The organism is Allobosea robiniae (genome assembly GCF_900102525.1).
Taxonomy (GTDB): domain Bacteria; phylum Pseudomonadota; class Alphaproteobacteria; order Rhizobiales; family Beijerinckiaceae; genus Allobosea; species Allobosea robiniae.
Genome location: NZ_FNBZ01000001.1, coordinates 1,169,471 through 1,196,173, shown reverse-complemented (window position 1 = coordinate 1,196,173; position 26,703 = coordinate 1,169,471). Strand labels below are relative to the sequence as shown.

Here is a 26,703-nt window from a genome sequence, read left to right as displayed (position 1 = left end):
GGAGAGCTGTGGAACGCTCTCGACATCGCCGTGATCCCAAGATGGGAAGGGCGCTTCCCGATTACAAGTCCCCGGTCGAAAAAGATCGGCGCCACTCGTAAAGCGCGTCCGGCTCGCCTTCCTCGTTGCGCTCGCCGTCGTTGAGGTCGACGAGGCGGAAGCCGTGGCGCTCGTAGAAGGCCCGCGCAGCCATGTTCCGCTGGAAGGTAAACAGGTGGAGCCGCTCCGGGCTCAGCTCCTTCGCCTTGGCGAGAAGCAGCGAGCCGATGCCGCGCCGGAACTGGCCCGGCAGCAGGTAGAGCTGGTCGAGATCCTCGCCGTCGAGGCAGAGAAAGCCGAGGATGCGCCCGGCCTCCCGCGCGACCCAGCTCTCGCCGCTGACAAGCCTGACATGCTTGATCCAGCCCCTGACCTCGTCGTCGCTATGGACACGGCGCAGCCAGGGCAGGGCCTCCGCGCGCGACGCCAGATAGAGCGCGGCGATCTCCCCGGCATCCCGGGGAGAGGGGCGTTCGATCGTGATGGCCGGCATCGGGCTCATGTCAGGAAGGCTGGCCTCAGGCGTCGAAGACGCCGAGCAGGAAGTCCTGCTTGCCGATCTGGAAGCCGTTCTGGCGCAGGATGTCGTAGGCCGTCGTGGCGTGGAAATAGAAGTTCGGGATGGCGAAGCGGGTGAGATAAGCCTCCCCGGTCATCGTCACGGTCGCCGAGGGGCCGCGCGGGAAGGTGACCTCGCGGGCAAGCCCGGCATCGAGTGTCGCGCTGTCGGCGGCTGCAACGAAGGCCAGCGTCTTGGCGATGCGCTCCTTCAGCTCCGGGAAGCTCTTTTCCTCGTCCGGGAAGCGCGGGTTCTCGCCGCCCGAAAGGCGGGCGACCGCGTTCTTGGCGAAGTCGCAGCAGAGCTGGATCTGGCGGGTGAAGGCCAGCATGTCCGGCGCGAGGCGGGCGCTCAGCAGCACCTCCGGCTGGATCTTGCGGGTCTCGGCCTGTTGCACGGCCTTGTCGAGAATGGCGTCGAGCGCCTTGAGCGTCTGCACGAAGCCGGAAAGGGCGGCGGCCTTGACTGTGAGCGTCATGATGTCCTCGGAAACGACAACGGGCCCGGAAAGGGCCCGCTGCGAAAAGCTATAGAGGAGAATTTTCTGCGGCGCTCTGCGCCAGCAGATCAATCCTTCGCGCGCTCGACATAGGAGCCGTCGGCCGTCATCACGACGACGCGGGTGCCGATGCCGACATGCGGTGGCACGGCGCTGCGCACGCCGTTCGAGAGGATCGCCGGCTTGTAGGAGGAGGAGGCCGTCTGGCCCTTGGTCACCGGCTCGGTCTCGACGACTTCGAGCGTGACGCGCTGCGGCAGTTCGATCGCGACGGCCTTGTCCTCGAACACCGAGAGCGAGACCTTCATGTTCTCCTGGAGATAGGGAGCGGCGTCGCCGATCACGTCCTTGTCGACCGGGATCTGGTCGTAGGTCTCCGGGTTCATGAAGACGTACTGCTCGCCGTCCTGGTAGAGATAGGTGAAGTCGCGGTCCTCGACATAGGCGCGTTCGACCTGCTCGGTCGTCTTGTAGCGCTGGGTCATCTTGGTGCCGTCGGAGATGCGGCGCATGTCGATCTGCGTCGTCGGCGTGCCCTTGCCCGGGAAGAAGCTCTCGGCCGAGATGACGGTGCAGAGATGCCCGTCGAGCTCGAGGACGTTGCCCTTGCGGACAGAAGAGGCGATGACCTTGACCACGTGAATGTCCTTCTGGTGCGCAGCGTTGTCGCGCAAATCTGAAATTCAGAGCATCGCTATCGCGAAAAACCGGTTCCCACTTTTTCGCGCGATGCTCTATGCGAATTCTGTCGCCGCGCAACTACCGCATTCGCGCGCGAAACGAAAGCTTTCCGACGCATTCGATGCGAGTTTCGATGAGTTCGTCCCCGACGCCGTTCTGGCGACATGATGTCCATGCCGACCGCCGGCCTGCGCTGCTGGCGCGCGGGCGGATCAAGGCGGCGCTGCGCCGCTGGTTCGAGAACCGCGACTTCACCGAGGTCGAGGCGGCGATCCTCCAGGTCTCGCCCGGCAACGAGACGCATCTGCATGGCTTCGGCACGACGCTGATCGACAATGCCGCAGAGCCGCATCCCTATTACCTGCACACCTCGCCGGAATTCGCGGCCAAGAAGCTGCTCGCGGCCGGCGAGACCCGCATCTTCGATTTCGCCCGCGTCTTCCGCAATCGCGAGCGCACGGCCCTGCACCACCCCGAATTCACGATGCTGGAATGGTATCGCGCCGGCGAGGGTTACGAGGCGCTGATGCAGGATTGCGCGGCGCTGCTGGCCGAGGCTGCGCGTGCCGCCGGCGCCACCATGCTGCGCTGGCGGGGCGTCGAGGCCGACCCCTTCGCCGAGCCCGAGCGCCTGACCTTGCAGGAGGCCTTCAGGCGCCATGCCGGCATAGACCTGCTACGCACGGTGACCGCCGATCAGGAACTCGATCGGGGCGGGCTCGCGGCCGATGCAATCGAGGCCGGTATCCGGGTCGCCGAAGACGATAGCTGGTCCGACATCTTCAGTCGCATCCTGTCCGAGCGCATCGAGCCGCATCTCGGCCGTGGCCGTGCCACGATCCTCTGCGAATACCCAATTAGCGAGGCCGCGCTCGCAAGGCCTAAGCCCGGCGATCCGCGCGTGGCCGAGCGCTTCGAGTTCTATGCCTGCGGCGTCGAACTCGCCAATGCCTTCGGCGAGCTCACCGACCCTGCCGAACAGCGCCGCCGTTTCGAGGCCGATATGGACGAGAAAGAGCGCATCTATGGCGAGCGCTATCCGGTCGACGAGGATTTCCTGGAGGCTCTGGCACTGATGCGGGCCGCATCCGGCATCGCGCTCGGCTTCGACCGGCTCGTCATGCTCTGTGTGGGCGCCCGCCGGATCGAGGATGTGCTCTGGACGCCGGTCGCGGAACCGGGCAGGGGAGGGGCATGACCGTTCACCAGCCCCCCGGTGGCCAGCCTTTGCGCAGCATCGACGCGCTCGTCGAGGCCGGCTTGGCCGCGCCCGCGCGCCGCGATGCCTTGCAGAAGGTGGCGGAGCGCTATGCCGTCTCGGTGACGCCGGCCATTGCCGGGCTGATCGATCCGGCTGATCCCACCGACCCGATCGCGCGCCAGTTCATCCCTGATGCGGCCGAGCTTACGACGCTGCCGCAGGAGCTGGCCGACCCGATCGGCGACGAGGCTCATTCCCCGGTCGAGGGCGTGGTCCATCGCTATCCCGACCGCGCCTTGCTCAAGCTCGTCCATGCCTGCCCGGTCTATTGCCGCTTCTGCTTCCGTCGCGAGATGGTCGGCCCCGGCGGCGATGCCTTGACCGGCGCCAAGCTCGACGCGGCGCTCGCCTATCTCGCCTCCCGTCCTGAGATCTGGGAGGTGATCATGACGGGCGGCGATCCCTTCATTCTCTCCGCCCGTCGCGTGCGCGAGGTCGCGAAGCGTCTTGCCGCGATCCCGCATATCAAGGTCGCGCGCTGGCACACCCGCGTGCCCGTCGTCGATCCCGGCCGGATCACGCCGGACTATGCCAGGGCACTGCGCATCCCTGGCAAGGCGAGCTATATCGCCATCCACGCCAATCATCCGCGCGAGTTCACCGACGATGCCCGCACGGCGATCGCAACGCTCGCCGATGCCGGCCATGTCCTGCTCAGCCAGTCGGTGCTGCTCAAGGGCGTCAATGCCGATGTCGGGACGCTCGGTGCCCTGATGCGGGCCTTCGTCGAGAACCGCATCAAGCCCTATTACCTGCACCATCCCGATCTCGCGCCCGGCACCTCGCATTTCCGTTTGACGCTTGAGGAGGGGCAGGCGCTCGTCAAAAGCCTGCGCGGCAACCTTTCCGGGCTGTGCCAGCCGACCTATATCCTCGACATCCCCGGCGGTGCCGGCAAGATTCCGGTGGGCCCCGCCTTCCTCTCCGGCTGCGAGACGCCGGGCGTGGAAGCGCTCGCCGAAGACCGGCATGGCGGGCAGCACCGCTACCCGCCTGCCTGAGACAAGGACATCGACATGCAGGACAAGATGCCGCTCGCGATCGTCTCCGACATCGCCTGCCCCTGGTGCTTCATCGGCAAGGCCCGGCTGGAGACGGCGCTGGAGCGCTATGGCCTGAACGAGCGCTTCGCCATTACCTGGCTGCCCTACGAACTCAACCCGGAGATGCCCGAGGAGGGCATGGATCGTACCCAGTACCTCGAAAGCAAGTTCGGCCCCGGCAAGCGCAAGGAGATCGAGGTTCGGCTGTCGGAGGCGGCGCTGGAGAGCGGCGTCACCTTCAACTGGGCGAAGGTGACGAAGAGCGTCAACACCCGCATGGCCCATATGCTGGTTGCAGCCGCCTCGACGGTGCAGCGCGGCGGCGACATGACGGCGGCCCTGTTCAAGGCTTATTGGCAGGATGGGCGCGACATCGGCGATCTGGAGACGCTGATCCAGATCGCGGTCGAGCAGGGCTTCGACGAACAGGCCGCCCGCGACGAACTCGCCAATGACGAGTTGCGCGAGACCGTGATCGGGCTGGAGGATCACGCTCGCAAGGTCGGCGTCACAGGCGTGCCCTTCTTCATCGTCGACGGCAAGCTCGCGGTCTCGGGTGCGCAGCCGCCGGAAGTCTGGGCACAGGTGTTCCAGCAGGTGCTGACGGCGCAGGCTCCGCAGGAACCGCAGTTCTAGCGCCTGCCGGGTTTCTCGACGCAGCCACGCCGTCGTTCAGGGGGGCGTCACGCTCGCCTTTGTAGCGAGCATGACGGTTCAGAATCCAAGCAGGTGAATAACCGCCGGCGCGCCCAGCGAAACGCCCGACAGGAACAGCAGCAGGAACACCATCTGCCGCATGACGGCTTGCGAGAGCGGGGGCGGATAGCGGCGTGCCAGATGTGTTCCCGCGATCACTGCCGGAATGGCGAAGAGAGCCGATAGCGTCGATGCCGCGGGAATCTGCTGGGAGGCGATGACGAGCCCGGTGCGGAACAGGGCGTTCAGCGCGAAGATCGTCACCAGCGTTTCCCTGACGACAACGAGCGGCATCGGCTGGCGGTAGAAATGGTAGACCAGCGGCGGGCCTGCGGTCGAGAACAGGCCGCCCATCAATCCGGCGATGCCACCGAAGAACAGGAAGCTGGGGGCTCGCGACGGCTGCCGGAACGGGTCGGGTTTCCGCGCGAGCTGCAGGCTGGAGACGATGATCACGAAGCCCAGCGCCAGCCGCAGCAGATCGGCCCGGCTCGCGGCGAGCCATTCCAGCAGATTGAAGCCGATGAAGAGGAAGGGCCAGCTCGCGATCAGAACCAGCGCGAATTTGCGCCAGTCGACATCGCGCCAGCCCTTGAGCAGCATCTGCGCCGCGTTGACCAGCGTGAGAACACTGACGAGCATGGCGGCATCGGGCAGCGAGAGCAGACCGGTCAGGCCGACGCCGCCCATCGTGATCAGCCCGAAGGCGAAACCGGTCAGCGTCTGGACATAGGCGGCCATGCCGGTCAGCAGCAGAAACCCGGTCAGGGCAGCCCAGGACATCGTCGGCGTCTCCGAGGAAGCGGAGCGTGTGGCCTAGAGGGTCGGCCGGTCAGGGGAAACAGGTTTCTCGGAAAGGCAGCAATGCGCAGAAGGATGTTCTCCGTGCCGGGCTCGCGCTTCCCGCGCTTGCATCCTGCTTCGAATCATGCGCCTTCCCTCGAAACTCAGGGAGCCGGTTGATGAACCCGAAGATCAACGATGTCCGCGACCGCCTGATCGTCGCCCTCGACGTACCGACCGTGTGGGATGCCTACCGCCTGGTCTCGACGCTGGGCGACGGCGTCACCTTCTACAAGATCGGCTATCGCCTCGCCTTCGCCGGCGGCCTCGATCTCGCGCGCCAGCTCGTCGCCGAGGGCAAGAAGGTCTTCCTCGACCTCAAATTGCACGACATCGGCAACACCGTGACCGAGGGCGTGGACTCGCTGACCAAGCTCGGCGTCACCTTCCTCACGGTCCATGCCTATCCGCAGACCATGCGCGGTGCCGTCGAAGGCCGCGGCGATGCTGACCTGAAGCTGCTCGCGGTCACTGCGCTCACCTCCTATGACGATGGCGACCTGCGCGATGCCGGCTATGGGCTCGCGGTGCGCGATCTCGTGCGCCTGCGCGCCGAGCAGGCTCGCACGGCCGGCATCGACGGCATCGTCTGCTCGGCTGCCGAGACGGCGATCGTGCGCGAGGTCATCGGGCCGGACATGGTCATCGTGACGCCGGGCATCCGGCCTTCCGGGAGCGCGGCGGGCGACCAGAAGCGCACGCTCACCCCGGCCGAGGCGATCCGCGTCGGTGCCGATCATCTCGTCGTCGGGCGTCCCATCATCCGCGCGGCAGACCCGCGTGCGGCGGCGGGCGCGGTCATGGACGAGATCGTCGCGGCTTCGTAAGCTCCGTCCGAACCCGATTCAGCCAACGGATAGCACCATGCCCAAGGGATATGTCATCGGCCGCGCCAAGGTCACCGACGCGACCAAATGGGCGGGCTATGCCGCCAAGGCCTCCGAGGTCATGAAGATCTACGGCGGCACGCCGATCGTGCGTGGCGGCCAGATGACGGTGGGCGAAGGCGAAGGCCGTGCCCGCAACATCATCATCGAGTTCAAGGATTTCGCATCGGCGCGGGCCTACCTCTTCTCCCCTGAATATGCCGAGGCGCGCAAGCTGCGCGAAGGTGCCGGCGAGATCGATCTCGTCGCCGTCGAGGGAGCCTGACCGTGGCCAAGGGCTATTGGATCGCGCGCGTCGACGTCGAGAACGCCGAGGCCTACGCCAAGTACCGCTCGCTCAATGCCGTAGCCTTCGCCAAATACGGTGCGAAGTTCCTGGTTCGCGGCGGCGAATACAAGCTCGCCCGCGGCGAGGGCCGCAAGCACAACGTCGTCATCGAGTTCAAGGACGAGGAGACGGCCCGCGCTTGCTACGCCTCGCCCGAATACCAGGAAGCGGTGAAGCACCTGAGCAGCGCCGGCCAGTCCGATCTCGTGATCATCGGCGGCTATGACGGGCCGCAGCCGGGCGAATAGCCTTGTCCGGCGCGAGGCCTGAGGCCGACCTGTCGCAGGAGAGCCTGACCGCGATCGGCGTGATCAGCGGCACGTCGATGGATGCCATCGACGTCTCGCTGGTGACGAGCGACGGGCACGACGCCGTCTCCTTCGGCGCCGGCGCGTCCTATCCCTACCGCGACGCCACGCGCCGGGAGCTTCAGGCCGTGATCGCCGATGCCGAGCGGGCCGGGCGCGCTCCGCTGGCGGAGCTCGAAGCCGCCGTCACCGCCGACCATCTCGCCGCCATCCGGGCCTACATCGCCGATCAGGGACTTGCTCTCGCCGCGATCGATCTCGTCGGCCTGCACGGCCAGACGGTCTACCACCGGCCGGAGCAGCGCTTCACCCGTCAGCTCATCGACGGTCAGGCGGTGGCCGATGCGCTGGGCATCCCCACGGTCGACCGGTTCCGCGATGCCGATGTCGCGGCCGGCGGGGAGGGCGCGCCCTTTGCCCCGCTCTATCATCGCGCCCTCGCGCAGGGCCTCGACCAGCCGGTGATGGTCCTCAATCTCGGCGGCGTCGGCAATGTCACCTATATCGACGGCGATACCGTCGTCGCCTTCGATACCGGTCCGGCAAGCGCGATCCTCGACGATTTCGTGCTGCGCCGGCTCGGCCGGCCCTATGACGCCGATGGCGCGCTGGCGGCCAGCGGGCGCGTGCATGACGATCTCGTTGTCGGCTTCATGGCCAATCCCTTCTTCGACCGGCCTGCGCCGAAATCGCTCGACCGCAATGATTTCCATCGGCGTGCCCAGATCGTCGAGCCGCTCTCGGATGCCGATGGCGCGGCGACGCTGGCAGCCTTTACCATCGAGAGCCTCGTTGCGGCGCTGCGCCATGTCCCACGCCGGCCGCAGCGCTGGCTCGTCGGCGGCGGCGGTCGGCTCAACCGGCATTTCATGATGCGGCTCGCCGAGCGGCTGGGTGTGCCGGTCGAGCCGGTGGAGGCGGTCGGCTGGAACGGCGATGCGCTGGAGGCGCAGATCTTCGCCTATTTCGCCATACGCTCGGTGAAAGGGTTGCCGCTGAGTCTGCCCTCGACCACCGGCGTGCCCAGGCCGATGACGGGCGGCCGGTTTCATCGGCCGGCCGGATAATCTCCGTCATTTGGATGACGAAACGGCCGCGGCGCCTCGTCTAGGTTCGTTTTCATGGCCTGACCGAGAGGAAGCTAGGAAAACAAACCGTAGACGCGGCGAATGTTGCTTGGGGTCAGCCCGGATTTCGAGGATTCAGCGCGGCCGAAGAGGGAGTTCCGCGCTGCGCAGCAGTGAAACGAGCTGACTTTGCTGTCGGGTATTCGTCTTCTGGAAGATCCGCGCCAGATGCGTGCGTGCAGTCGAAATCCGGACACCCTGGGCTTCGGCGGCTTCGGTCAGGGATGATCCGCTCGCGAGCGCGGAGGCGAATTTGGCTTCGGTATCGGTGAGGTCGAAGAGCTGGCGTGCGCAGGCGACGAGATTGGTCGCCGTCTCGAGGCGCCGCAGCGCGATCAGGACCTGGCCGGCCGCTTGATCCTGAGCAGGCGAAGGGGGCGCTGGCATGGCGCAGGCCGAAAGCGAATGAGAACCATCCTCGCCATGCAGGATCATGCTGGCCTGATGATGGGCGAGGGGGTCCAGTGCGCTCCGCAGGGCGCCTTCGACCAATTGCCTGAGCTGGCGCTGGTCGGCAGGCTGACGTGCGAACAGGCGGCCCTGGCGCAGCCTGAGCGCGCCGTCAGGGTCGGCCAGGATCTCGTCGGCGCCTTCATTGGCGTAGGTGATGCGCATGTCCTGGTCGAGGATCGCGAGGCCGATGGCGATCCGGTCGAGAGCGCCGCGAGCTTCGTCCCGCTGGATGGTCACCCGGCCGATATGGCGGCGCAGTTCGACCACGCGCCGCAACACCGGGTAGAGCTTTTCGAGCAGGGCGGCATCCTCGGCGTCGAAACCCTCCTGATGTCGCCCGCGCTGCACGTCGAAGAGCCAGAAGGCCTGCCCATTCCCGGCAAGCCGGCAGGCCAGGCCGCCAAACATGTCCTGCGGGCGCATCCATTCCTGCCAGACGCGGGAGTTGCGCAGGGCTTCCGCGCCGAACACCTCATGATCCCGGTAGATCGCACCGTACGGGATGTCGCGCAGCGTGCCGCCCATCTCGATGAAATCGGGCGCGAGTTCGCCGGTGCAACGCTCCTGCAGCGCTTCGTCGGGATCGGTCGCATAGGATGCCCAGTCGTCGGGGTGAGGGCCGATCCCGGCGAAGCAGGCTTTCGAGCCGTTGAAGAGTTGCCGCATCGCTTCCGCGGCGGCCTGCATCTGTCCTTCGTCCATCGCCCCGACCAGCAGCCGGTCGATCGTGGACATGACGGTATCGACGTCGAGGCGCGGCATGAGAAATCCCGGCTGGCCAAGGAAGGCGCATGCGTGATGCACGCTTCCCAAAATAGCAGGATGGGCCGGTCAGGAAAAGTCCAAAAGCAATCCAAATTTTCTCGTCGCGAGGAGGCCGCTTCACCTCCCGCTCATGAGCGCGATGGCGTCGGCCGTGGGCAATGCCTCGAAGACGCCGTGACGGGTGGTCGTCAGGGCGCCCGCCGCCGCGGCGTCGCGCAGGGCTTCGGGCAAGGCCAGTCCCATCGCCAGCCGAACCCCGAGCGTCGTGGCGAAGGCGTCGCCGGCGCCGAGCGAATCGATCGCCTCGACGGGAAAGCCTGCCTGCACGATGGCGGGAGCATCCGCCGTGACGGCCACGGCTCCGGCTGCACCTCGGGTCAGGACGACGAGACGCGGGCCGTGCTTCAGGAGCGCCGGCCCGAGTTCCCTCGCGAAGCGATCCGGATCGGTTGCCTCGTCCTGCTCCCGTCCGAGCGCGGCCGCGAGGCCGCGGGCTTCGGTCTCGTTGATGATCAGGATCGAGGTCAGCGCCAGGATGGCGGCGGGAATCGGCCGGAAGGGCGAGGGGTTGAGCAGGGTCAGGGTGGCTGCCTGCCGGGCCAGCGTAAAGGCCGCCTCGATCGGTGCATCGCCAATCTCGAACTGGGCCGTCACCAGCGCTGCATCGGCAATGGCCGGCGTCCGCTGCCGGACATGCGCGGCCGTGAGGGCGAGATTCGCGCCGGAGGCGACGGCAAGGCAGGTCTCGCCGCCGGCGTCCGTGAAGCCGATGCCGCTACCCGTCGCGCCGTCGAGACGGACCAGCATCGATTGCGGCAGGCCGGCCCGTTCGAGCGCCGGCGGCGCGAAGGCTGCGGCGAGGTCGTCCCCGACGGCGAGCAGGCCCTCGACTGCAGCGCCAAGGCGGCGGGCCATGATCGCCTGGTTCAGCCCCTTGCCGCCCGGCTCGATCGTCACGGTTTCGGCGGCGAGCGATTCCCCCGGGCGCGGGAAGCGGGCGACTTTCGCCGAGCAGGAGACGACGAAGCTTCCCAGGACGAAGACAGGTTTGCCGGTCATAGGGTTTGATTTTCCCATTCACGAACTGCTACGCGGGTTGTGTCACGCTCATGCCATCGATGACAGTGCCTAAGCAGATTGCAAAACCGCCCTTCCAGAACCTGCTGGAACTGCGTACCGACACCGCCAAGCCGCTTTACCAGCAGCTCGAGGACCAGCTGACTCAGCTGATCGGCGACGGCACGCTGCCGCCGGGCACGACCCTGCCGGCTGAACGTCAGCTCGCCGAGCGGCTCAGCATCAGCCGCGCCACCGTGCAGCGCTCCTACAACGCTCTGCGCGAGCGGAAATTGCTGAGCGCGCAGGGGCGGCTGGGCTCGATCGTGCAAGGGGCCGGACCGCGCCTGCATTCCGGCATGGACCGGCTCAAGGGCTTCACCCAGGAGATGCAGGAGCTCGGCCGTGTGCCGTCCTCCCGTATCGTCGAGCGCTCCGTGGTCAACGACCGCTCGATCGCCTCGATCTTCGGCCGCTCCTCGCATGCGCGCTTCCTCAAGCTGGTCCGCATTCGCTCCGGCGACGGCATCCCGATGTCGCGCGAGGTCGCCTGGTATAATCTGGAGCGGGCGCCGGACCTGGCGGAGAGCGATCTCTCCGGCTCGGTCTATGCCCGGCTCGCCGAACTCGGTCTGCCCCTGACGCGCTGCGACCAGACCATCGAGGCGGCGGCGCCGACGGCCGAGGAACGCGCCATCTTCGGCTTCGATGCTCCCGTGCCCTGCCTGCTGATCAAACGACGCAGCTACGGCGCTGACGGTGACATGCTGGAATATGTCGAAGGTCTGTTCCGGGGCGATACCTATACCTACAAGCTGACGCTGACCGCCTGACGCGGGCGGTGGGGGAGCCTGCCGCGGGCGCCTGAATGCAATATCCAATAACAGTCCAAAATCGAGAAGAGCATTGAACCTGCTCGCGCCTCGCCGCGACCAAAGAGAACGGAGCTGCATCCGGCCGGGTTTCGGTTCTCCGGCAGCAGGGTGCGGCGACCCGTCGATTGCAGGGATGGATATTGCGATGTCGCTTCACGTCTCGATTGCCGCCAGGACGAGCTACAGCCCGTTCCACGCACGCGCCCATGTCGACCCCGATGCCTTCGGGCGGACTTCCAGGCCGGTTTTCGTCATCGATGCCGAGCTGAACCAGCGCTTCGGCAACTGCGGCGCGGCGGCGCTGACCCGCGACGGCCTGGGTGGCATCGACCGCTTCACCGCCAGCGACAAGGATTTCATGGCGCGGTTGCAGCTCTGGCTGAAGCGTTGCCGCACTGGCAGTGCCGCCGGCGAGATGCGGTTGCCGCTGGTGCTGCGCAACGGCCGCCAGATCGCGATCGACGCGGTCCATCTGACGAGCATCGAATTGTTCGTCCTGACGGTGGACGATCCCGAAAGCGCGATGGATCGCAACATCGCCCGTGTCAGCGAGGCCTGCGGCCTGACGCCGACCGAGGAGCGTATGCTCGTCCTGATGGTCGAGGGGCTCGACACGATCATTGCCGCCAAGCGGCTGGGCATCGCCCCGACCACCGCCCGGACCCATCTCCAGCGCCTGTTCGCCAAGACCGGCACGGCCCGGCAGAGCGAACTCGTCCGCTTCGTCGCGACCTATGTCGAGGAGCTCCGCTGAGCACGCGGGCTCCATGGCGCGGAATCCGTCGCCTCTGTTGACAGGACCTGCGGTCGCACGCCCATCTGGGCCGGTATGCGCAAGGACCGCATCCGTCCGGAGCGATCGCGACCATGGCCGAGACGCTGGCAGCCTTCATTTTCTGCGCATTGCTCAGCGGGAGCGCCATCTTCGGCGTCAAGCTGCGGGGCTGGCTCTCGGAGGAGCATCTCTCCGAACGCACGATGGAGGCGATCCGGCTGGTAACGAGCCTGCTCGTGACCTTCGCTGCCCTGGTGCTCAGTCTGCAGCTTTCCAGCGTCAAGGCGGCTTTCGATACGGCCTATCGCGATCGCAATGCCGATGCGGCTGGGCTCGCCCAGTTCGATGAATGCCTGCGCAGCTACGGGACTGAGGCAGATCCGATCCGGCTCGACCTGCGCAGCTATACGGCGGGTGTGATCGCAAGTACCTGGCCAGACGAGCCCAAGCCCGCGGGCGTCTCCTATCCCGACACCGCTGCCATGGCGCGCGAAGGCGCCGATCCCGCGCTCGGCGCCCTGATCGGCCGCATCGGCCGGGCGATCAACGGCCTGAACCCTGCCGATGCGCTTCGCGCCAACCTCGCGGCAGAGTGTCGAGCCACCTATCAGCGCGTGCAGCAACGGCGCTGGGCGGTGATCGAGGATGTGCGCGGCCCCGTCTCGCCGCTGTTCACCAGCGTCATGACCTTCTGGCTGATGCTGGTCTTCCTGAGCTTCGGCTTGCAGATTCCGCGCAAGCGCCTCGCCGCGATCGTGCTGGCGATCGGCATCGTCTCGATCTCGACGGTGATGTTCGTGATCACCGATCTCGAGACGCATTACGGCGGCCTGTTCGGCATTCCCAGCACCTCGATGCGCGATGCGCTGGCGGGCATGGCGCGCTGACGCGTCCGGGCAGTTGGCGCGGCGCTTGCCAAGAGGCGCGTGATCGGGTGCGATGGCATCGGACGATCCTAACGGATCCGATTCAAACGATATGATCTCGATACGAGACAGGGGAACGAGCAGATGACGGCGAAGGCTAGGGGTTTGAGATTCGGTCTGGCGCTGGCGGCGTCGGTTCTCGCGCTGGGTGCGGCAACCGCGCAGGAGCCGAAGAAGGGCGGGACGGTCCATGTCGTCGTCCAGCCCGAGCCGCCGATGCTGATGCAGGGCCTCAACCAGAACGGTCCGACCAACATGGTCGCCGGCAATATCTACGAATCGCTGCTGCGCTATAACGAGAAGCTCGAGCCGCAGCCCTCGCTCGCCAAGAGCTGGGAGATCTCCCCGGACGCGAAGGCCTATACCTTCAAGCTCCAGGAAAACGTGAAATGGCATGACGGCAAGCCGTTCACGGCCGACGACGTCGTCTTCACCCTCGACAAGTTCCTGCGCGAGGTTCATCCGCGCTGGCGCCCGATCGTCAACGCCCAGGTCGAGAAGATCGAGAAGGTCGACGATCTCACCGTGAAGATCGTGCTGAAGCAGCCCTTCGGCCCGCTGATCATCACGCAGGAGGTCGCCTCCGCGCCGATGATCCCCAAGCACATCTATGACGGCACGGATTATCGCGCCAACCCCGCCAACAACACGCCGATCGGCACCGGTCCCTTCAAGCTCAAGGAGTGGAAGAAGGGCTCCTATATCCACCTCGTCAAGAACGAGGACTACTGGCTGAAGGGCAAGCCGAACCTCGACGAGATCTACTGGCAGATCATTCCCGATGCAGCCGCCCGCGCCGTTGCCTATGAGACGGGCAAGGTCGACGTGCTGACCGGCGGCTCGGTCGACGTCTACGACGTCGCGCGCCTGTTGAAGCTGCCCAATACCTGCATGACCACCAAGGGCTGGGAGATGTTCGCTCCCCATGCCTGGATCACGCCGAACGTCCGCAACGGCATCCTCGGCAACAAGCAGTTCCGCCAGGGGCTGATGTACGCGATCGATCGTGAGTTCGGAAAGGACGTGGTCTGGGGCGGCCTCGGCAAGCTGCCGACCGGGCCGATCTCGTCCAAGACCAAGTTCTATTCGGCCGACGTGCCGAAATACACCTACGACCCTGCCAAGGCGAAGGAGCTGATCAAGGCCTCCGGCTACAAGGGCGAGACGATCAAGCTGCTCAACCTGCCCTATGGCGAGACCTGGAGCCGCTGGTCCGAGGCGATCAAGCAGAATTTCGAGGATGTCGGCGTCAAGATCCAGATCGAGAACACCGACGTGCCTGGCTGGACACAGAAGGCGTCGAACTGGGATTTCGACCTGAACTTCAACTTCCTCTACCAGCTCGGCGATCCCGCCATGGGCGTGGCCCGCTCCTACATTTCCTCCAACATTGCCAAGGGCAATCCCTTCGCCAATGTCGGCGGCTATTCCAATCCGGAAGTCGACAAGCTCTTCGCCGACGCGGCGATCGCACCGACCGACAAGGAGCGCCAGGACCTCTACACCAAGATCCAGAAGATCCTGGCCGATGAATTGCCGGTGCTCTGGCTGCTGGAGATGGATTTCCCGACCATCTATCGCTGCAACGTCAAGAACCTCGTCACCACCGGCATCGGCGTCGACGACGGCTTCCGCGACGCCTGGAAGGAGTAAGGTCAGCTCCGAGGGGCGCGTCATCCCGGGCGCCGCGAAGCGGCGATCCGGGATCGTATCGGGGTTAGCCTATAAGGCCGCCCTATCCTGATGACGGTCCCGCGTCTGCGCAGCGGCACTTCGCGCCGCGGCGCGCGTGGGATGACAGCTTCACGAAAGTCCTGAATGAACCTCGCGCAATTCCTCGCCGGCCGGCTCGTGAAGGGGATCATCGTCCTCTTCGCGATCGCGATCCTGAATTTCCTGCTGATCCGGGCGGCACCCGGCGACCCCGCGCAGGTCCTCGCCGGCGAGGCCGGCGCTGCCGATGCGCAGTTGCTCGAACAATTGCGCGCCCGTTTCGGCCTCGACCAGCCCTTCCTGACCCAGCTCTGGATCTACCTGAAGGGCTATCTCACCTTCGATCTCGGCTTCAGCTATCGCCAGCAGCAGCCGGTGCTGAACCTGATCATGGAGCGCCTGCCGGCGACGCTGCTTTTGACCGGCGCGGCCTTCCTCGTCTCGCTCGTCGTCGGCACGGCGATGGGCGCGCTCGCCGCGCGCCGGGCCGGCAAATGGTCGGACAGCCTGATCACCACGCTGGCGCTGATGTTCTACGCGACGCCATTGTTCTGGGTGGCTCTGATGAGCCAGATCGTCTTCGCGCTGAAGCTCGGGCTCGTGCCCAATGTCGGCTACGAGACCATCGGCGCGAACTATACCGGGCTGGCTCGCGCGCTCGATATCGGCCAGCATCTCGTCCTGCCTGCGCTGACGCTCGGCCTGTTCTTTACCGCGCTCTATGCCCGGATGATGCGCGCCTCGATGCTGGAGGTGGCTGGCGCCGATTTCGTCAAGACGGCCCGCGCCAAGGGCGTCTCGCAGGCCAGAGTCTGGCGCCGTCACGTGGCGCGCAACGCCATCCTGCCGGTGGTGACGCTGGCGGGCCTGCAGGCGGGGCAGCTCGTCGGCGGCGCCGTGCTGACCGAGACCGTCTTCGCCTGGCCCGGCATCGGCCGGCTGATGTTCGATGCGCTGGTCCAGCGCGATTATTCCGTCCTGCTCGGCGTCTTCTTCGTCTCCTCGGCGATGGTCGTCTGCTTCAACATCGCGACCGATCTGGTCTACCGGATCGTCGATCCGCGCATCGAGGCAAACGCATGAACTTCCTCAAGCGCTTCGCCCGCAATCGCGGCGCCGTCATCGGCATCCTCATCCTGCTCGCCGTCGTCGCCTTCGCGATCCTGGCGCCGACGCTCTATCCGCAATCGCCCTGGCGCCCGGTGGCGCGGCCCTTCCTCGCGCCCTTCGTCAACGAGCGCTTCCCGCTCGGCACCGACACGCTCGGCCGCAACCTCGCCTCGGGTCTCGTCCATGGCGCCCGCGTCTCGCTGATGATCGGGGTGGTCTCGACCCTGGTCGCGCTGGTGATCGGCGTGCCGCTTGGCGCCGCCGCGGGCTATGCCGGCGGCTTCGTCGACGATGCGCTGATGCGCTTCACCGAGTTCTTCCAGACCATACCCTCCTTCGCGCTTGCGATCGTGCTGGTCGCGATCCTGCAGCCGCAGCTCGGCTCGATCGTGCTCGCGATCGGGGTGGTCAGTTGGCCGCCCGTGGCGCGACTGGTGCGCGGCGAGGTGCTCTCGCTGCGAAGTCGCGAATATGTCCAGGCAGCCGTCACCATCGGCCAGTCGACGCCGCGGATCATCTTCAGCCAGGTGCTGCCCAACACCATCGCGCCGATCATCGTCATGGGCTCGCTGATGATCGGCTCGGCGATCCTGCTGGAATCCTCGCTCTCCTTCCTCGGCCTCGGCGATCCCAACCTGATGAGCTGGGGCTACATGGTCGGCGCCGGCCGCACGCGCCTGCTCGACGCCTGGTGGATCTCGTTCTTCCCGGGCTTCGCGATCTTCCTGACGGTGCTCGCGCTCAACCTCGCCGGCGAGGGGCTGAACGATGCCCTGAACCCGCGCCTGGCCCGGGGGCGCGAATGACCGCTCCCGCGCTCTCCATCGAAGGCCTGACGCTGGCGCTCCCGGCGATCGCCGACCGTGCCCATGCTGTCGAGAATGTCACGTTGACCATCCAGCCCGGCGAGACGCTCTGCGTCGTCGGCGAATCCGGCTCCGGCAAGTCGATGATCGCCCATGCGGTGATGGGTCTCTTGCCCAAGGCGGTGAAGCCTGTCGCGGGCCAGATCAGGCTCGCCGGCCGCGACATCCTCGCCCTCGACGAACAGGCGATGCAGGAGGTGCGCGGTCGCGAGGTCGGCATGATCTTCCAGGAGCCGATGACCTCGCTCAATCCGGTCATGCGCATCTCCGACCAGATCGTCGAGACCTTCGAGGCCCATGGCCTGCACGACAGGGCGACGCGCCGGGCCCGCGCCATCGAGCTCCTGACCGAGGTCGGCCTGCCCGATCCGCCCCGCCTCGCCAAGGCCTATCCGCACGAGCTCTCCGGCGGCCAGCGCCAGCGTGTGATGATCGCGATGGCACTCGCGCTCGAACCCAAGCTTCTGATCGCCGACGAGCCGACGACCGCGCTCGACGTCACCACCCAGGCGCAGATCCTCAAGCTGATCGACAACCTGCGCCATCGCCACGGCACGGCCGTGCTCTTCATCACCCATGACATGGGCGTCGTCGCCGAGATTGCCGACCGTATCGCCGTGCTGGAGAAGGGCGTGCTGGTCGAGGAGGGCACGGCCGACCAGGTGCTCGGCTCTCCCGCCCATCCCTATACCCAGAAGCTGCTCGCTGCCGTGCCCTCGCTGACGCCGGCCGTGCTGCCACTGTTGCCGGATACGGCGCCGGTGATCAGCGTCGAGGGGCTCGGCAAGACCTATCGCAAGCGCTCGCTCTTCGGCGTCGCACGCGAGGTCAAGGCGGCCGACGATATCTCCTTCGCGCTCGTCCGCGGCGAGACGCTCGGCCTCGTCGGCGAATCCGGCTCGGGCAAGTCGACGGTCGGGCGTTGCTGCCTGCGCCTGATCGAGCCCGATCGCGGCCGCATCGCGCTCGGCGATCTCGTCCTCTCCGAACTGAAGCCCGCCGAACTACGACGCCAGCGCAAGCGCATCCAGATGGTCTTCCAGGACCCCTTCGCCTCGCTCAACCCGCGCCAGACCGTCGGCCGCATCATCTCCGACGGCCCCGTCGCCCATGGTACGCCGCGCAAGGAGGCGCTGGCGCGGGCGAAGGAATTGCTGGAGCTCGTCGGCCTCTCCGCCAATGCCATCGACCGCTACCCGCATGAATTCTCCGGCGGCCAGCGCCAGCGCGTCGGCATCGCGAGGGCGCTCGCGCTGGAGCCCGACGTGCTCGTGGCGGACGAGGCGGTGTCGGCGCTCGACGTCTCCGTGCAGGCCCAGATCCTCAAGCTGATCAAGGACATCCAGAGCCGGCTCGGCCTCGCCATCCTCTTCGTCACGCATGATCTGCGCGTCGCCGCGCAGATCTGCGACCGCATCGCCGTGATGCAGCGCGGGCGCATCGTCGAAAGCGGGCCGACCGCCGCGATCTTCGCCGACCCGCAGCACGCGTATACGCGGCAACTGCTGGCGGCGGTGCCGGGCGGCGGGCGCTTCGGGCACTAATGGGGCAGCGCTCCGCGTCATGGTCGGGCTTGTCCCGCCCATCCACGTCTTTCCCTTCATCCATGTCGTAAGGCGTGGATGCTCGGCACAAGGCCGAGCATGACGGATTCGGCCTAAGGAGATCTGCCCCATGCCTCTCGATCCCGCCTTGCGCGAAAAAATCCTCGCTGCCGTCGAGGCGGGTTTCGACGAGCAGGTCGCCTATACGCAGGAACTCGTCCGCTTCGCCTCGACCCGCGGGCAGGAGCACACGGTCCAGGATTTCATCTTCCGGGCGATGAAGCAGCGCGGCTTCACCATGGATCGCTTCGCCATGGACAAGGAGGCGATCGCGGACCATCCCGGCGGTGCTCCCTTCTCCGAGACGCATTCGGAAGCTCCGATCGTCGTCGGCATCCATCGCCCCCGCGAGGAGAAGGGCCGCTCGCTGATCCTACAGGCGCATGTCGACGTCGTCCCGGCCGGCCCTGCCGATCAATGGAAACATGCTCCCTTCGACCCCGTTATCGAGGGCGACTGGATGTATGGCCGCGGCAGCGCCGACATGAAGGCTGGCTCCGCCGCCAATCTCTTCTGCCTGGATGCGCTGCGCCGTATCGGCATGCAGCCGGCGGCCACGGTCTATGTCGAATCCGTCGTCGAGGAGGAATCGACCGGCAATGGCGCGCTGATGACGCATCTGCGCGGTTATCGCGCCGAGGCCGCGCTGATCCCCGAGCCGGAATACGAGATGCTGGCCCGCGCCAATGCCGGCGTGCTCTGGTTCCAGTTCGAGGTGCGCGGCATCCCTGCCCATGTCCGCGAGATGGGCACTGGCGCCAACGCGATCGATGCCGCCTACCGGGTCGTCGCGGCGCTCCGCAAGCTCGAGGAGCAGTTCAATCTCGAGAAGGCCGGCCGCGAGCATTTCGAGGATGATCCGCATCCGATCAATCTGAACATCGGCAAGATCGAGGGTGGCGACTGGGCCTCCTCGGTGCCGTGCTGGTGCCGCGTCGATTGCCGCGTCGGCCTCTATCCCGGCGTCACCGCCAAGGAGACGGCGCAGCGCATCGAGGATTGCATCCGCGAGGCTGCGCGCGCCGATTCCTTCCTCGCGAACAATCCGCCGAAGGTCACCTTCAACGGCTTCTGGGCCGAGGGCTATGTGCTGGAGCCGGGCAGTGAGGCCGAGGCCGTGCTCGCACGCGCCCATGAGGCGGCGCTCGGCAAGCCGCTCAAGAGCTTCATGACGGCCGCCTATCTCGATACCCGCGTCCACGCGCTCTACGACAAGATCCCGGCGCTCTGCTACGGCCCGATGGGCGAGAACATCCACGCCTTCGACGAGCGCGTCAGCCTCGCTTCGGTGAAGCGCATCACCGGAGCCATGGCGCTCTTCGTGGCCGAGTGGTGCGGGCTCGAAAGCATCGAGGGATGAGCGAGAGCAAGCCGGGCAGGGCGCTGCTGCTTGTCCCGCTGCTTGGGCTGCTCTGGGGTTTCAACTGGCCGGCGGTGCGGATATCGCTGACCGAGATCGCGCCCTGGACCTTGCGCGCCGCCGGGATGAGCTTCGCCGGCCTCGTCCTTGTCGCGGTCGCTCTCACGCGCGGCGTCCCGCTCGCGGTGCCGCGCGCGCAGTGGTTGCGGTTGGTCGTCGCCGGCTTCCTCTCGATCGCCGCCTTCAACGTGCTGCTCGCCTTCGCGCAGCTCGCAGCCCCCACCTCGCGCGCGGCGATCCTGACCTTCACCATGCCGATCTGGGCGACGCTGCTCGCCCGCTTCGTGCTGGGTGAGGCCTTCGACGGTAGGCGCCTCGCCGGGCTCGCGCTCGGCATCGCCGGGCTCATCTGCCTCGGCCTGCCACTGATCCTCGCCGGGCAGCTTTCCTTCGGCTTGATGCTGGCGCTACTCGCGGCGGTGAGCTGGGCGCTCGGCACGATCGTGACCAAGCGCTGGCCGGTCTCCGCTCCGGCGCTGACGATCGCCGCCTGGCAATTATTGATCGGCGGGCTCGTCGCCGGCATCGGCATGCTCGTCTTCGAGGGCCTGCCCGTGCCGAAGCTGCTCTCGCCGCGTGTGCTGACGGCGTTGAGCTTCCACATCATCGGCGCGCAGGCACTGGCCTATTTCCTCTGGTTCACGGTGGTGGCGCGCCTGCCGGCTGGGATCGCGAGCCTGGGCACGCTGATGGTGCCGGCGGTCGGCGTGCTCGGTTCGGTGCTGCTGCTCGGCGAGCGGCCGACGCCGACCGATTGGTTCGGCCTCGCTTTGGTGATCGCAGCTTCCGGCGCGATCCTGGTTCCGGCCCGGCGGCCATGAGCCCAGGTGCCATGTCCGATGTCTCCGGCTATCTTTCCCGTCGAAGCGCGTCGGGTCGGGTCTACCGGAACGGCGCCGGTCGCAGTCCAGGGAGACGGAATTGCCCCGATTTTCGCCGATCCTGGCCTTTGTTGTTCTCCTGCTGGCCTTCGGCCCGCAGACAGTATCCGGACAAGCCATGACCGAAACCAGATTGCATGCCGCTGCGGCCAGGGATGATGTCGCCACGATCAAGCGGCTCCTCGTCGAGGGCGCAGTCATCGACGCACGCGACGCGCGCGGCCGGACCGCCCTGCTCGTCGCGACCCATGAGAACCGCGTCGACGCCGCCCGTGCCCTGATCGAGGCCGGCGCCGACGTCAACGCCAAGGACGGGATGAACGACAGCCCTTATCTCTATGCCGGTGCGCGCGGCCACCTCGCCATCCTCAAGCTGACGCTGGAGCATGGCGCGGACCTGAAGAGCACCAATCGCTACGGCGGTACGGCGCTGATCCCGGCTTGCGAGCGTGGCCATGTCGAGACGGTCCGCACCCTGATCGCGGCCGGCGTTGCGGTCGATCACATCAACAATCTCGGCTGGACCGGGCTTTTGGAGGCGATCATCCTGAGCGATGGCGGCGACAGGCACCAGCAGATCGTCAAGGACCTGCTTGCGGCCGGTGCGAATGTGAACCTGGCCGACCGCGATGGCGTGACCCCGCTCCAGCACGCCCGCAGCCGCGGCCAGGCCGGGATGCAGCAGATCCTGCTCGCGGCCGGGGGGCGTTGAACTGAAGGGCGCGATCATGAATCAGGCACAGAGGTTTCTCTGCGAGGCGATCGAACTTGCGCGGTCCAATATGGACAAGGGCGGCCGGCCCTTCGGGGCTGTGATCGTCCGGGAGGGCGAGGTGATCGCGACCGGCGTCAACGAGATCGTCGCGACCAACGACCCGACCGCCCATGCCGAGCTGACCGCCTTGCGCGCGGCGAGCCGCAAGCTGGCTTCGCCGAGCCTCGCCGGCTGCGTGGTCTATGCCAGCGGCCATCCTTGCCCGATGTGCATGGCGGCGATGCGGATCTCCGGCGTCAGCGAGGTCTACTATGCCTATTCCAACGATGACGGCGCGCCCTATGGCCTGTCGAGCGCGGCGGTCTATGCCGATCTGGCAAAGCCCTTCGCCGAGCAGTCGATGAAGATCGCCTATAGTCCGGTTCGCCTCGAAGGCGGGCCCGATCTCTATGCCGAATGGAAGCGGCGTCAGGCAGGGCCGACCTGAGGCCATGGCTCCCCGCGGTCGGGCGCCCTGAAGCGGTCTAGCGGAGTTTCGCGATCCCGATTCCGTCGCGTTTTGCGCGGTCCTTGATGGACTCTTCGCTGCGTGTCATCGCTCTCGCGATCGCCTTCAGGGCCATGCCCTTTCCGGCCAGCAACCTCAGCTTCTGGAGTTCCTCAGCTGTCCAGGGTTGGCGATGCCGTTCAAATCGCTCGGTCACAATCCACTCCGCTTTGCGGTCGCACCTGATCGGTCGACCTATAGTGGCATGAGCGAGCCGATTGATCGATATGTGCTGCCAGCGACGGTCGATCAGTGTACCTGACGCGAAGGCTGGAACGGAGTCCATCCGCTCGCCGCGATGGGTCACCGCCGAGGGGCATGGTCTCCGGCGGAGATCCAGAATGTTCCCTCCAGCGGTGCTGCCAGGAACCGGCTGTTGATCTCGCGCAGCGTGGCGTCCAGGTCGATATCGGAGAAGAGTCCTGGATGCTGCCATTTTGCCAGGGCCTCGATTGCAACGACATGCGCGGGCGTATGGACGAAGAGGTGCCAGAGACCATGGGCGCGGCCCTGCGCGACGGCATCCAGAGCCGCGAGGTCGCGACCTTCGAGGCGTCTGGCGAAGCTGCGGGCGGCTTTCTCCGCCGGTACGGCCGGGCCAAGCGCGAAGGCTTCGGCGTCGGCATTGTCGGAGGTCGTGGTCGCGACGTAGACCTTGGGATTGCGCGTCAGGACGAACTCCAGGCTGAGTTGTCCGACCGCGCCGGGAATCTTCTCCGCGCCGATGTTTTCGCCCCCGGCCAGACGAATGAAGCCGTCGATCGTGCCGGGGCCGGCGGAAAAGCAGCATTCGGGCCTTGCCGCGAAAGCATGCAGGAAAACCGAAGGACGCTCGACCGTATCCTTGGCCAGCCGTGTCGCGATACGGTCGAGATGCTCGCGATAGAAGGCGATGAACGCCTCCGCCTGCGCCTCGCGCCCGATGAGCTTGCCGAGGATGCGCAGGCTCGGCTCCGTGCTCTTCAACGGGTCGAGGAAGAAATCCACGATGGCGACCTGGATGCCCGCCGCCTCCAGCTTCGCGATGCCTGGGGCGGCGTCGGAGCCGTAGCGATAGGCGTCGAAACGGCTGAGCAGGACGAGATCCGGCTGGCGCGCGATGATGGTTTCGATGCCGATGGCCTCGAAGGAGCCACGGCCGACGACCGGAACCCGGTCGATCGCCGGAAACCGGCCGCGCAGGATCGCAGGCTGGATCGTATTGGCGCCGCCTTCCGCCCAGCCTGCGAGCAGGCTGACGGGATCGGGATGCAGCAGCGACAGCGCATCGAGGCTGACCCAGGCGCCGAGCACGATCCGCTTCGCCGGCTCCTTGAGAACCACCTCGCGGCCGGCGAGATCGGTGACGCGGATGTCCTTCGCCGCGGCCGGCGCAGCAAGCAGCAGCGAGAGGGCGAGGCCGACCAGCGCGGCCGCGCGCCTCCCAAGTCCGGTCGCGCGGTTCATCATCCTCACCAGCGATAGCTCAGCGTTGCCAGCACCGTGCGGCGAGAGCCCAGCGTGCAGCCCGGGACGTTGCCGCATTGCGAGACGTAGTAGCGGTCGAACAGGTTCTTGGCGACGACCGACAGCTTGGCGCCGTTCAAGGCCGGCATCAGCTTGCCGAGATCGTAACCGATGGTGGCGTCGACCAGCGTATAGGACGGGATGCGCACGGTGTTGTTGGTGTCGTAGGTGCTGCCGACGAACCTGACGCCGCCGCCAAGCGACAGGCCGGCGAAAGGGCCGCCCTGGATCGCATAGTCGGCCCAGAGCGAGCCCTGATGCATCGGTGTGCCCGGCAGCCGCTTGCCGATATCGGTTGCGATCGAGCTCTTGGTGATCTCGTGGTCGAGGAAGGCATAGGAGGCGATCAGCCCGAGGCCTTCGGTCAGCTGCGCTCTGGCCTCGACGTCGAAGCCGCGCACGGAAACCTCTCCGAGCTGGACCTGCGCGAAGGGATGCGCCGGGTTCGGATCGCCCGTCAGCGTATTGTCCTGGCGAATGTCGAACACCGCGGCGGTGAGGGAGGCATTCATCCATGCCGGCTGATATTTGACGCCGGCCTCGTATTGCCGGGAGGTCAGCGGCTTGAAGGCCGCGCCGGAAAAGTCGGTCGCCGCCGTCGGCTGGAACGACGTGGAAACGCTGACATAGGGTGCGATGCCGTTGTCGAAGACGTAGCTCAATCCGGCACGGCCGCTGAAGGCGCGGTCCGTCGTCGATGTCCGGGTCAGCGTATTGGTCGTCAGGGTCTGCGTGCGCGTCCGGGTCTCGGCGATGTCGTAGCGGCCGGAGAAGGTCGCGATCCAACGGTCGAGCTTGATCTGGTCCTGTGCATAGAAGCCGAGCTGGCGCAGTTCCGCATCCTTGCGCTGGAAGTTGATGCCGGGATCGGCGACGGGCGCGCCATAGACCGGGTTGAAGATCTGGATCGAGGGCGCCGGGCCGCGGCCGACATCGTATTGGCTGATCTCGTTGCGGTAATCGAGGCCGATGAGCGCGGTATGCGACAGCGGGCCGGTGCCGAATTTGGCCTCCAGCCGGTTGTCGAGCGTGAAGGCGCGCGCCGCGGCGTCGATGCGGAAGGCGGCGCGGTTCAGCGTGCGGTTGTCGGCCAGCAATTCGCCGTTGCGGTTGAGCGCCCGCAGATAGACGTCGTTCTGGGTGTAGCGCAGGTTCTGGCTGAAGGTCAGGCTGTCGTTGAAGCGATGCTCGAAGGCATAGCCGATCGAGCCCTGGTCGCGCTCGAAGCGGTCGAAGCCCGGCTCGCCGGCATAGCGGTTCCAGGGCAGGCGACCATTGACGGGATTGGGATGGAGCGTGCCGGAGGTCGGCAGGTAATTGAAGCTGGTCTTGCCGTTGCGCTCACGCAGATACTGGCCCATCACCGTCAGCGTGGTGTCGGCGCTCGGGCGCCAGGTGAAGGCGGGCGCGATGAAGAGCCGGTCGTCATCGATGAAGTCGGTCTGCGTTCCGGAATTCCGTGCGAGCCCGGTCAGACGATACAGGAAGGTGCCTTGCGGATCGATCGGCCCCGACAGGTCGAAGGCTCCCTGAAGGCGCCCGAAGCTGCCCGTCTGGAGTTGGATCTCGCGCAGCGGCGTGGCGGTGGGGCGCTTGCTGACCATGTTGACGAGGCCGCCCGGGCCGCTCTGGCCGTAGAGGACGGAGGAAGGACCCTTGAGAACCTCGACGCGCTCCAGCCCATAGGGCTCGACGACCGAGGTCGTCCAGTCAGCCGTGGCCGCGCCGTCGGGCAGGCGCAATCCGTCGAGGAAGAGATCGCCCTTGAAGCCGCGGATCTGCGTGTAGCTGTCGAATTGCGAGGCGGCTCCATAGGTCTCGCCGCGAACGCCTGCGGTGTAACGCAAGGACTCGCTCACGCTCTGGGCCCCTTGCGCGCGGATCTGGTCGGCCGTGACGACGTTGACGGTCTGCGGCACTTCGATGAGCGGCGTGTCGGTCTTGCTGCCGGTGGCGCTGCGGGTCGCGACATAGCCATTGACCGGGCCGAGTGCCTGCTCGCGGGTGCCTTGCACCTCGATGGTGTCGAGGCGGATCGCAGGCCCGCTCTGCTGGGCCGAAGCGTCCGTAGCAAGCGCAACGAACAGCGCCGGCAGTGAAATCTGTGACAGGGCACAGGCGCGAACGCTTCTTTGTATCGCGGTGAAGCGCCGGAATACGGTGGTGTATAGCATACGCGTCGTCGGCCCTGGATTTGAATTTAATCTATGTTTCTTGACGAATGCTCTTGCGTCGACCTAGTTTGAACTGATTATAAACTGGCTCGACTGCCCTTGAATTATAGCTGCGATCCTTCTACGGACGTGGATCATAATTGACCGTGTCCGGGTCAAATTTGGTCGCACTCATGCGCGTTCAGGAAAAACCACCGAGTTCGGATCAAGCGGGTCCGCAGACCGTCGACAGATTGTGGTTGAGCGAGGAAACGCCTCGTCCGGTCACGGTCCTGCACCAGTCGTTTCTCAACGGCGCCCGCACACGCTGGCACAGCCATCGCCGCATCGAGCTGCTCCATGCCTCCGGCGGGCTGCTCCTGCTCCATACGGAGATCGGCACCTGGACGGTCCCGTCGGGCTATGCGCTCCTCGTGCCGGCCGACCTGCCGCATGAGTTGGCGGCCTATGGCTGCTGCGAAATGCGGGCGGCTTTCTTCACCGACGAGGCGCTCGGCGATGCCGTTCCGCGCAGTTGTCGCGTGATCGCGGTCTCGGAATTGCTCGACGTCTCGCTGCGCGCCCTGGCGAGCGGGCCCTTGCTCTACGATCTCGGTAGCCGCGGCGGGCATCTTGCGGCGCTGATCGTCGACGAGATCCGCGAAGCCAGCGAGATCCAGATCGCGCTGCCGATGCCGCAGACGCCGCCCTTGCGGAAACTGGCTCGCGACATGATCCAGAAGCCGGCGCTTGCCCATGATCTGGATGGCTGGGCGGAGCAGACCGGCGTCAGCCGCTCCACCTTCACGCGCCGCTTTCGCGGCGAGACCGGATTGAGCTTTGCGGAGTGGCGGCGGCGGTTACGCATGCTCCATACGCTGACGCTCCAGGCAAACGGCGTCCCCTTGCGGCAAGCGGCAGTGACCGCCGGCTACCGAAATGCCAATGCGCTGCGCGACATGATGCGCCGGACGCTGACGACGACGGTCTTGCCGCCATCGCCGGAGCTGGACAGATGAAATTGTTCAGCCCGGCTTGATGGGGCAATCAACTGGCCGCTGACTGCC

27 protein-coding genes are annotated in these 26,703 nt (G+C 66.4%); 19 read left to right on the top strand and 8 right to left on the bottom strand.

What is annotated here, in order from left to right; all coding sequences use genetic code 11:
* Positions 1 to 61: 61 nt before the first annotated feature.
* The 3 genes from BLQ70_RS05490 to efp all read right to left on the bottom strand — a co-directional run bounded on the left by BLQ70_RS05490 (position 62) and on the right by efp (position 1,735).
* Entirely contained in the window at positions 62 to 541 is a 480-nt protein-coding gene (locus tag BLQ70_RS05490) for a GNAT family N-acetyltransferase (protein WP_091856095.1), read from the bottom strand.
* A gap of 16 nt (positions 542 to 557) precedes the next feature.
* Positions 558 to 1,076, bottom strand: coding sequence for a DUF1993 domain-containing protein (locus BLQ70_RS05485; RefSeq protein ID WP_091856094.1), 519 nt, complete (start codon positions 1,074 to 1,076; stop codon positions 558 to 560).
* An 89-nt stretch (positions 1,077 to 1,165) separates the two neighbouring features.
* On the bottom strand, positions 1,166 to 1,735 hold the full coding sequence (efp, locus tag BLQ70_RS05480) for an elongation factor P (RefSeq protein ID WP_091856193.1): 570 nt from the start codon (positions 1,733 to 1,735) through the stop codon (positions 1,166 to 1,168).
* A gap of 176 nt (positions 1,736 to 1,911) precedes the next feature.
* Between efp and epmA the strand changes: the two genes are divergently transcribed.
* The 3 genes from epmA to BLQ70_RS05465 are packed head-to-tail and all read left to right on the top strand — an operon-like array spanning position 1,912 to position 4,718.
* Entirely contained in the window at positions 1,912 to 2,976 is a 1,065-nt protein-coding gene (gene epmA, locus BLQ70_RS05475) for an EF-P lysine aminoacylase EpmA (protein WP_170843321.1), read from the top strand.
* On the top strand, positions 2,973 to 4,040 hold the full coding sequence (locus tag BLQ70_RS05470; protein ID WP_091856093.1) for a lysine-2,3-aminomutase-like protein: 1,068 nt from the start codon (positions 2,973 to 2,975) through the stop codon (positions 4,038 to 4,040). Before epmA ends, BLQ70_RS05470 begins: the two co-directional genes overlap by 4 nt.
* A gap of 15 nt (positions 4,041 to 4,055) precedes the next feature.
* Positions 4,056 to 4,718 carry a DsbA family oxidoreductase gene (locus tag BLQ70_RS05465; protein ID WP_091856092.1) on the top strand — a complete coding sequence of 221 codons (663 nt, stop codon included), beginning with the start codon at positions 4,056 to 4,058 and terminating at the stop codon, positions 4,716 to 4,718.
* A 78-nt stretch (positions 4,719 to 4,796) separates the two neighbouring features.
* Here the strand turns inward: BLQ70_RS05465 and BLQ70_RS05460 are convergent, their stop codons facing one another.
* Complete coding sequence (locus BLQ70_RS05460) at positions 4,797 to 5,561, bottom strand: sulfite exporter TauE/SafE family protein (RefSeq protein ID WP_091856091.1); 765 nt, start codon at positions 5,559 to 5,561, stop codon at positions 4,797 to 4,799.
* 179 nt (positions 5,562 to 5,740) lie between these two features.
* Here BLQ70_RS05460 and pyrF point away from each other — a divergent pair, with 179 nt between their 5' ends.
* Genes pyrF through BLQ70_RS05440 form a run of 4 tightly spaced genes read left to right on the top strand, consistent with a single transcriptional unit; the run spans position 5,741 to position 8,211 of the window.
* Positions 5,741 to 6,448 (top strand): orotidine-5'-phosphate decarboxylase, encoded by a 708-nt coding sequence (pyrF, locus tag BLQ70_RS05455; protein ID WP_061965370.1) that lies wholly within the window; start codon positions 5,741 to 5,743, stop codon positions 6,446 to 6,448.
* Positions 6,449 to 6,485: 37 nt separating this feature from the next.
* Positions 6,486 to 6,773, top strand: a complete 288-nt coding sequence (locus BLQ70_RS05450; RefSeq protein WP_091856090.1) for a DUF1330 domain-containing protein — start codon at positions 6,486 to 6,488, stop codon at positions 6,771 to 6,773.
* Between the two features lie 2 nt (positions 6,774 to 6,775).
* The gene (locus tag BLQ70_RS05445) at positions 6,776 to 7,084 is read left to right on the top strand and encodes a DUF1330 domain-containing protein (RefSeq protein WP_061965366.1); all 309 of its coding nucleotides are present in this window, start codon (positions 6,776 to 6,778) and stop codon (positions 7,082 to 7,084) included.
* Positions 7,085 to 7,086: 2 nt separating this feature from the next.
* Positions 7,087 to 8,211 (top strand): anhydro-N-acetylmuramic acid kinase, encoded by a 1,125-nt coding sequence (locus BLQ70_RS05440; RefSeq protein WP_244511909.1) that lies wholly within the window; start codon positions 7,087 to 7,089, stop codon positions 8,209 to 8,211.
* 135 nt (positions 8,212 to 8,346) lie between these two features.
* On the opposite strand, the gene BLQ70_RS05435 is transcribed toward BLQ70_RS05440, so the two are convergent.
* Together BLQ70_RS05435 and BLQ70_RS05430 are read right to left on the bottom strand one after the other, a co-directional pair.
* A complete protein-coding gene (locus tag BLQ70_RS05435; RefSeq protein ID WP_091856089.1) occupies positions 8,347 to 9,486 on the bottom strand; it encodes a helix-turn-helix transcriptional regulator in 1,140 nt (379 codons plus the stop codon).
* 120 nt (positions 9,487 to 9,606) lie between these two features.
* On the bottom strand, positions 9,607 to 10,548 hold the full coding sequence (locus tag BLQ70_RS05430) for a PfkB family carbohydrate kinase (protein WP_244511908.1): 942 nt from the start codon (positions 10,546 to 10,548) through the stop codon (positions 9,607 to 9,609).
* A gap of 65 nt (positions 10,549 to 10,613) precedes the next feature.
* Here BLQ70_RS05430 and BLQ70_RS05425 point away from each other — a divergent pair, with 65 nt between their 5' ends.
* The 11 genes from BLQ70_RS05425 to BLQ70_RS05375 all read left to right on the top strand — a co-directional run bounded on the left by BLQ70_RS05425 (position 10,614) and on the right by BLQ70_RS05375 (position 21,917).
* Entirely contained in the window at positions 10,614 to 11,378 is a 765-nt protein-coding gene (locus BLQ70_RS05425) for a GntR family transcriptional regulator (protein ID WP_244492714.1), read from the top strand.
* A 187-nt stretch (positions 11,379 to 11,565) separates the two neighbouring features.
* A complete protein-coding gene (locus tag BLQ70_RS05420; RefSeq protein ID WP_185745202.1) occupies positions 11,566 to 12,174 on the top strand; it encodes a helix-turn-helix transcriptional regulator in 609 nt (202 codons plus the stop codon).
* Positions 12,175 to 12,287: 113 nt separating this feature from the next.
* Positions 12,288 to 13,082 carry a bestrophin-like domain gene (locus BLQ70_RS05415; protein ID WP_091856086.1) on the top strand — a complete coding sequence of 265 codons (795 nt, stop codon included), beginning with the start codon at positions 12,288 to 12,290 and terminating at the stop codon, positions 13,080 to 13,082.
* Positions 13,083 to 13,205: 123 nt separating this feature from the next.
* Complete coding sequence (locus tag BLQ70_RS05410) at positions 13,206 to 14,774, top strand: ABC transporter substrate-binding protein (protein WP_091856085.1); 1,569 nt, start codon at positions 13,206 to 13,208, stop codon at positions 14,772 to 14,774.
* A gap of 165 nt (positions 14,775 to 14,939) precedes the next feature.
* A complete protein-coding gene (locus BLQ70_RS05405) occupies positions 14,940 to 15,917 on the top strand; it encodes an ABC transporter permease (RefSeq protein ID WP_091856084.1) in 978 nt (325 codons plus the stop codon).
* Positions 15,914 to 16,750 carry an ABC transporter permease gene (locus BLQ70_RS05400; protein WP_091856083.1) on the top strand — a complete coding sequence of 279 codons (837 nt, stop codon included), beginning with the start codon at positions 15,914 to 15,916 and terminating at the stop codon, positions 16,748 to 16,750. The genes BLQ70_RS05405 and BLQ70_RS05400 overlap by 4 nt, the downstream gene beginning before the upstream one ends.
* Positions 16,747 to 18,354: an ABC transporter ATP-binding protein gene (locus BLQ70_RS05395; RefSeq protein WP_091856082.1), complete on the top strand. Its 1,608-nt coding sequence runs from the start codon at positions 16,747 to 16,749 to the stop codon at positions 18,352 to 18,354. The genes BLQ70_RS05400 and BLQ70_RS05395 overlap by 4 nt, the downstream gene beginning before the upstream one ends.
* A 130-nt stretch (positions 18,355 to 18,484) precedes the next feature.
* Positions 18,485 to 19,774 carry an ArgE/DapE family deacylase gene (locus tag BLQ70_RS05390; RefSeq protein ID WP_091856081.1) on the top strand — a complete coding sequence of 430 codons (1,290 nt, stop codon included), beginning with the start codon at positions 18,485 to 18,487 and terminating at the stop codon, positions 19,772 to 19,774.
* Positions 19,771 to 20,655: a DMT family transporter gene (locus tag BLQ70_RS05385; RefSeq protein WP_091856080.1), complete on the top strand. Its 885-nt coding sequence runs from the start codon at positions 19,771 to 19,773 to the stop codon at positions 20,653 to 20,655. Before BLQ70_RS05390 ends, BLQ70_RS05385 begins: the two co-directional genes overlap by 4 nt.
* Positions 20,656 to 20,833: 178 nt before the next feature.
* Positions 20,834 to 21,427 (top strand): ankyrin repeat domain-containing protein, encoded by a 594-nt coding sequence (locus BLQ70_RS05380; protein WP_082617237.1) that lies wholly within the window; start codon positions 20,834 to 20,836, stop codon positions 21,425 to 21,427.
* A 16-nt stretch (positions 21,428 to 21,443) separates the two neighbouring features.
* Positions 21,444 to 21,917, top strand: a complete 474-nt coding sequence (locus BLQ70_RS05375; protein WP_091856079.1) for a nucleoside deaminase — start codon at positions 21,444 to 21,446, stop codon at positions 21,915 to 21,917.
* 363 nt (positions 21,918 to 22,280) lie between these two features.
* Here the strand turns inward: BLQ70_RS05375 and BLQ70_RS05365 are convergent, their stop codons facing one another.
* Complete coding sequence (locus BLQ70_RS05365) at positions 22,281 to 23,423, bottom strand: ABC transporter substrate-binding protein (RefSeq protein WP_170843320.1); 1,143 nt, start codon at positions 23,421 to 23,423, stop codon at positions 22,281 to 22,283.
* 5 nt (positions 23,424 to 23,428) lie between these two features.
* The gene (locus BLQ70_RS05360; protein ID WP_091856077.1) at positions 23,429 to 25,657 is read right to left on the bottom strand and encodes a TonB-dependent siderophore receptor; all 2,229 of its coding nucleotides are present in this window, start codon (positions 25,655 to 25,657) and stop codon (positions 23,429 to 23,431) included.
* 239 nt (positions 25,658 to 25,896) lie between these two features.
* On the opposite strand from BLQ70_RS05360, the gene BLQ70_RS05355 reads away from it, so the two are divergent.
* Complete coding sequence (locus BLQ70_RS05355; protein WP_244511906.1) at positions 25,897 to 26,655, top strand: AraC family transcriptional regulator; 759 nt, start codon at positions 25,897 to 25,899, stop codon at positions 26,653 to 26,655.
* Positions 26,656 to 26,703: the final 48 nt, after the last annotated feature.

Coding starts and splice junctions, on each gene's coding strand:
- BLQ70_RS05490 (WP_091856095.1), bottom strand. CDS start 541: ATGAGCCCGATGCCGGCCATCACGATCGAACGCCCCTCTCCCCGGGAT.
- BLQ70_RS05485 (WP_091856094.1), bottom strand. CDS start 1,076: ATGACGCTCACAGTCAAGGCCGCCGCCCTTTCCGGCTTCGTGCAGACG.
- epmA (WP_170843321.1), top strand. CDS start 1,912: ATGAGTTCGTCCCCGACGCCGTTCTGGCGACATGATGTCCATGCCGAC.
- BLQ70_RS05470 (WP_091856093.1), top strand. CDS start 2,973: ATGACCGTTCACCAGCCCCCCGGTGGCCAGCCTTTGCGCAGCATCGAC.
- BLQ70_RS05465 (WP_091856092.1), top strand. CDS start 4,056: ATGCAGGACAAGATGCCGCTCGCGATCGTCTCCGACATCGCCTGCCCC.
- BLQ70_RS05460 (WP_091856091.1), bottom strand. CDS start 5,561: ATGTCCTGGGCTGCCCTGACCGGGTTTCTGCTGCTGACCGGCATGGCC.
- pyrF (WP_061965370.1), top strand. CDS start 5,741: ATGAACCCGAAGATCAACGATGTCCGCGACCGCCTGATCGTCGCCCTC.
- BLQ70_RS05450 (WP_091856090.1), top strand. CDS start 6,486: ATGCCCAAGGGATATGTCATCGGCCGCGCCAAGGTCACCGACGCGACC.
- BLQ70_RS05435 (WP_091856089.1), bottom strand. CDS start 9,486: ATGCCGCGCCTCGACGTCGATACCGTCATGTCCACGATCGACCGGCTG.
- BLQ70_RS05430 (WP_244511908.1), bottom strand. CDS start 10,548: ATGACCGGCAAACCTGTCTTCGTCCTGGGAAGCTTCGTCGTCTCCTGC.
- BLQ70_RS05420 (WP_185745202.1), top strand. CDS start 11,566: ATGTCGCTTCACGTCTCGATTGCCGCCAGGACGAGCTACAGCCCGTTC.
- BLQ70_RS05415 (WP_091856086.1), top strand. CDS start 12,288: ATGGCCGAGACGCTGGCAGCCTTCATTTTCTGCGCATTGCTCAGCGGG.
- BLQ70_RS05410 (WP_091856085.1), top strand. CDS start 13,206: ATGACGGCGAAGGCTAGGGGTTTGAGATTCGGTCTGGCGCTGGCGGCG.
- BLQ70_RS05405 (WP_091856084.1), top strand. CDS start 14,940: ATGAACCTCGCGCAATTCCTCGCCGGCCGGCTCGTGAAGGGGATCATC.
- BLQ70_RS05400 (WP_091856083.1), top strand. CDS start 15,914: ATGAACTTCCTCAAGCGCTTCGCCCGCAATCGCGGCGCCGTCATCGGC.
- BLQ70_RS05395 (WP_091856082.1), top strand. CDS start 16,747: ATGACCGCTCCCGCGCTCTCCATCGAAGGCCTGACGCTGGCGCTCCCG.
- BLQ70_RS05390 (WP_091856081.1), top strand. CDS start 18,485: ATGCCTCTCGATCCCGCCTTGCGCGAAAAAATCCTCGCTGCCGTCGAG.
- BLQ70_RS05385 (WP_091856080.1), top strand. CDS start 19,771: ATGAGCGAGAGCAAGCCGGGCAGGGCGCTGCTGCTTGTCCCGCTGCTT.
- BLQ70_RS05380 (WP_082617237.1), top strand. CDS start 20,834: ATGACCGAAACCAGATTGCATGCCGCTGCGGCCAGGGATGATGTCGCC.
- BLQ70_RS05375 (WP_091856079.1), top strand. CDS start 21,444: ATGAATCAGGCACAGAGGTTTCTCTGCGAGGCGATCGAACTTGCGCGG.
- BLQ70_RS05365 (WP_170843320.1), bottom strand. CDS start 23,423: ATGAACCGCGCGACCGGACTTGGGAGGCGCGCGGCCGCGCTGGTCGGC.
- BLQ70_RS05360 (WP_091856077.1), bottom strand. CDS start 25,657: ATGCTATACACCACCGTATTCCGGCGCTTCACCGCGATACAAAGAAGC.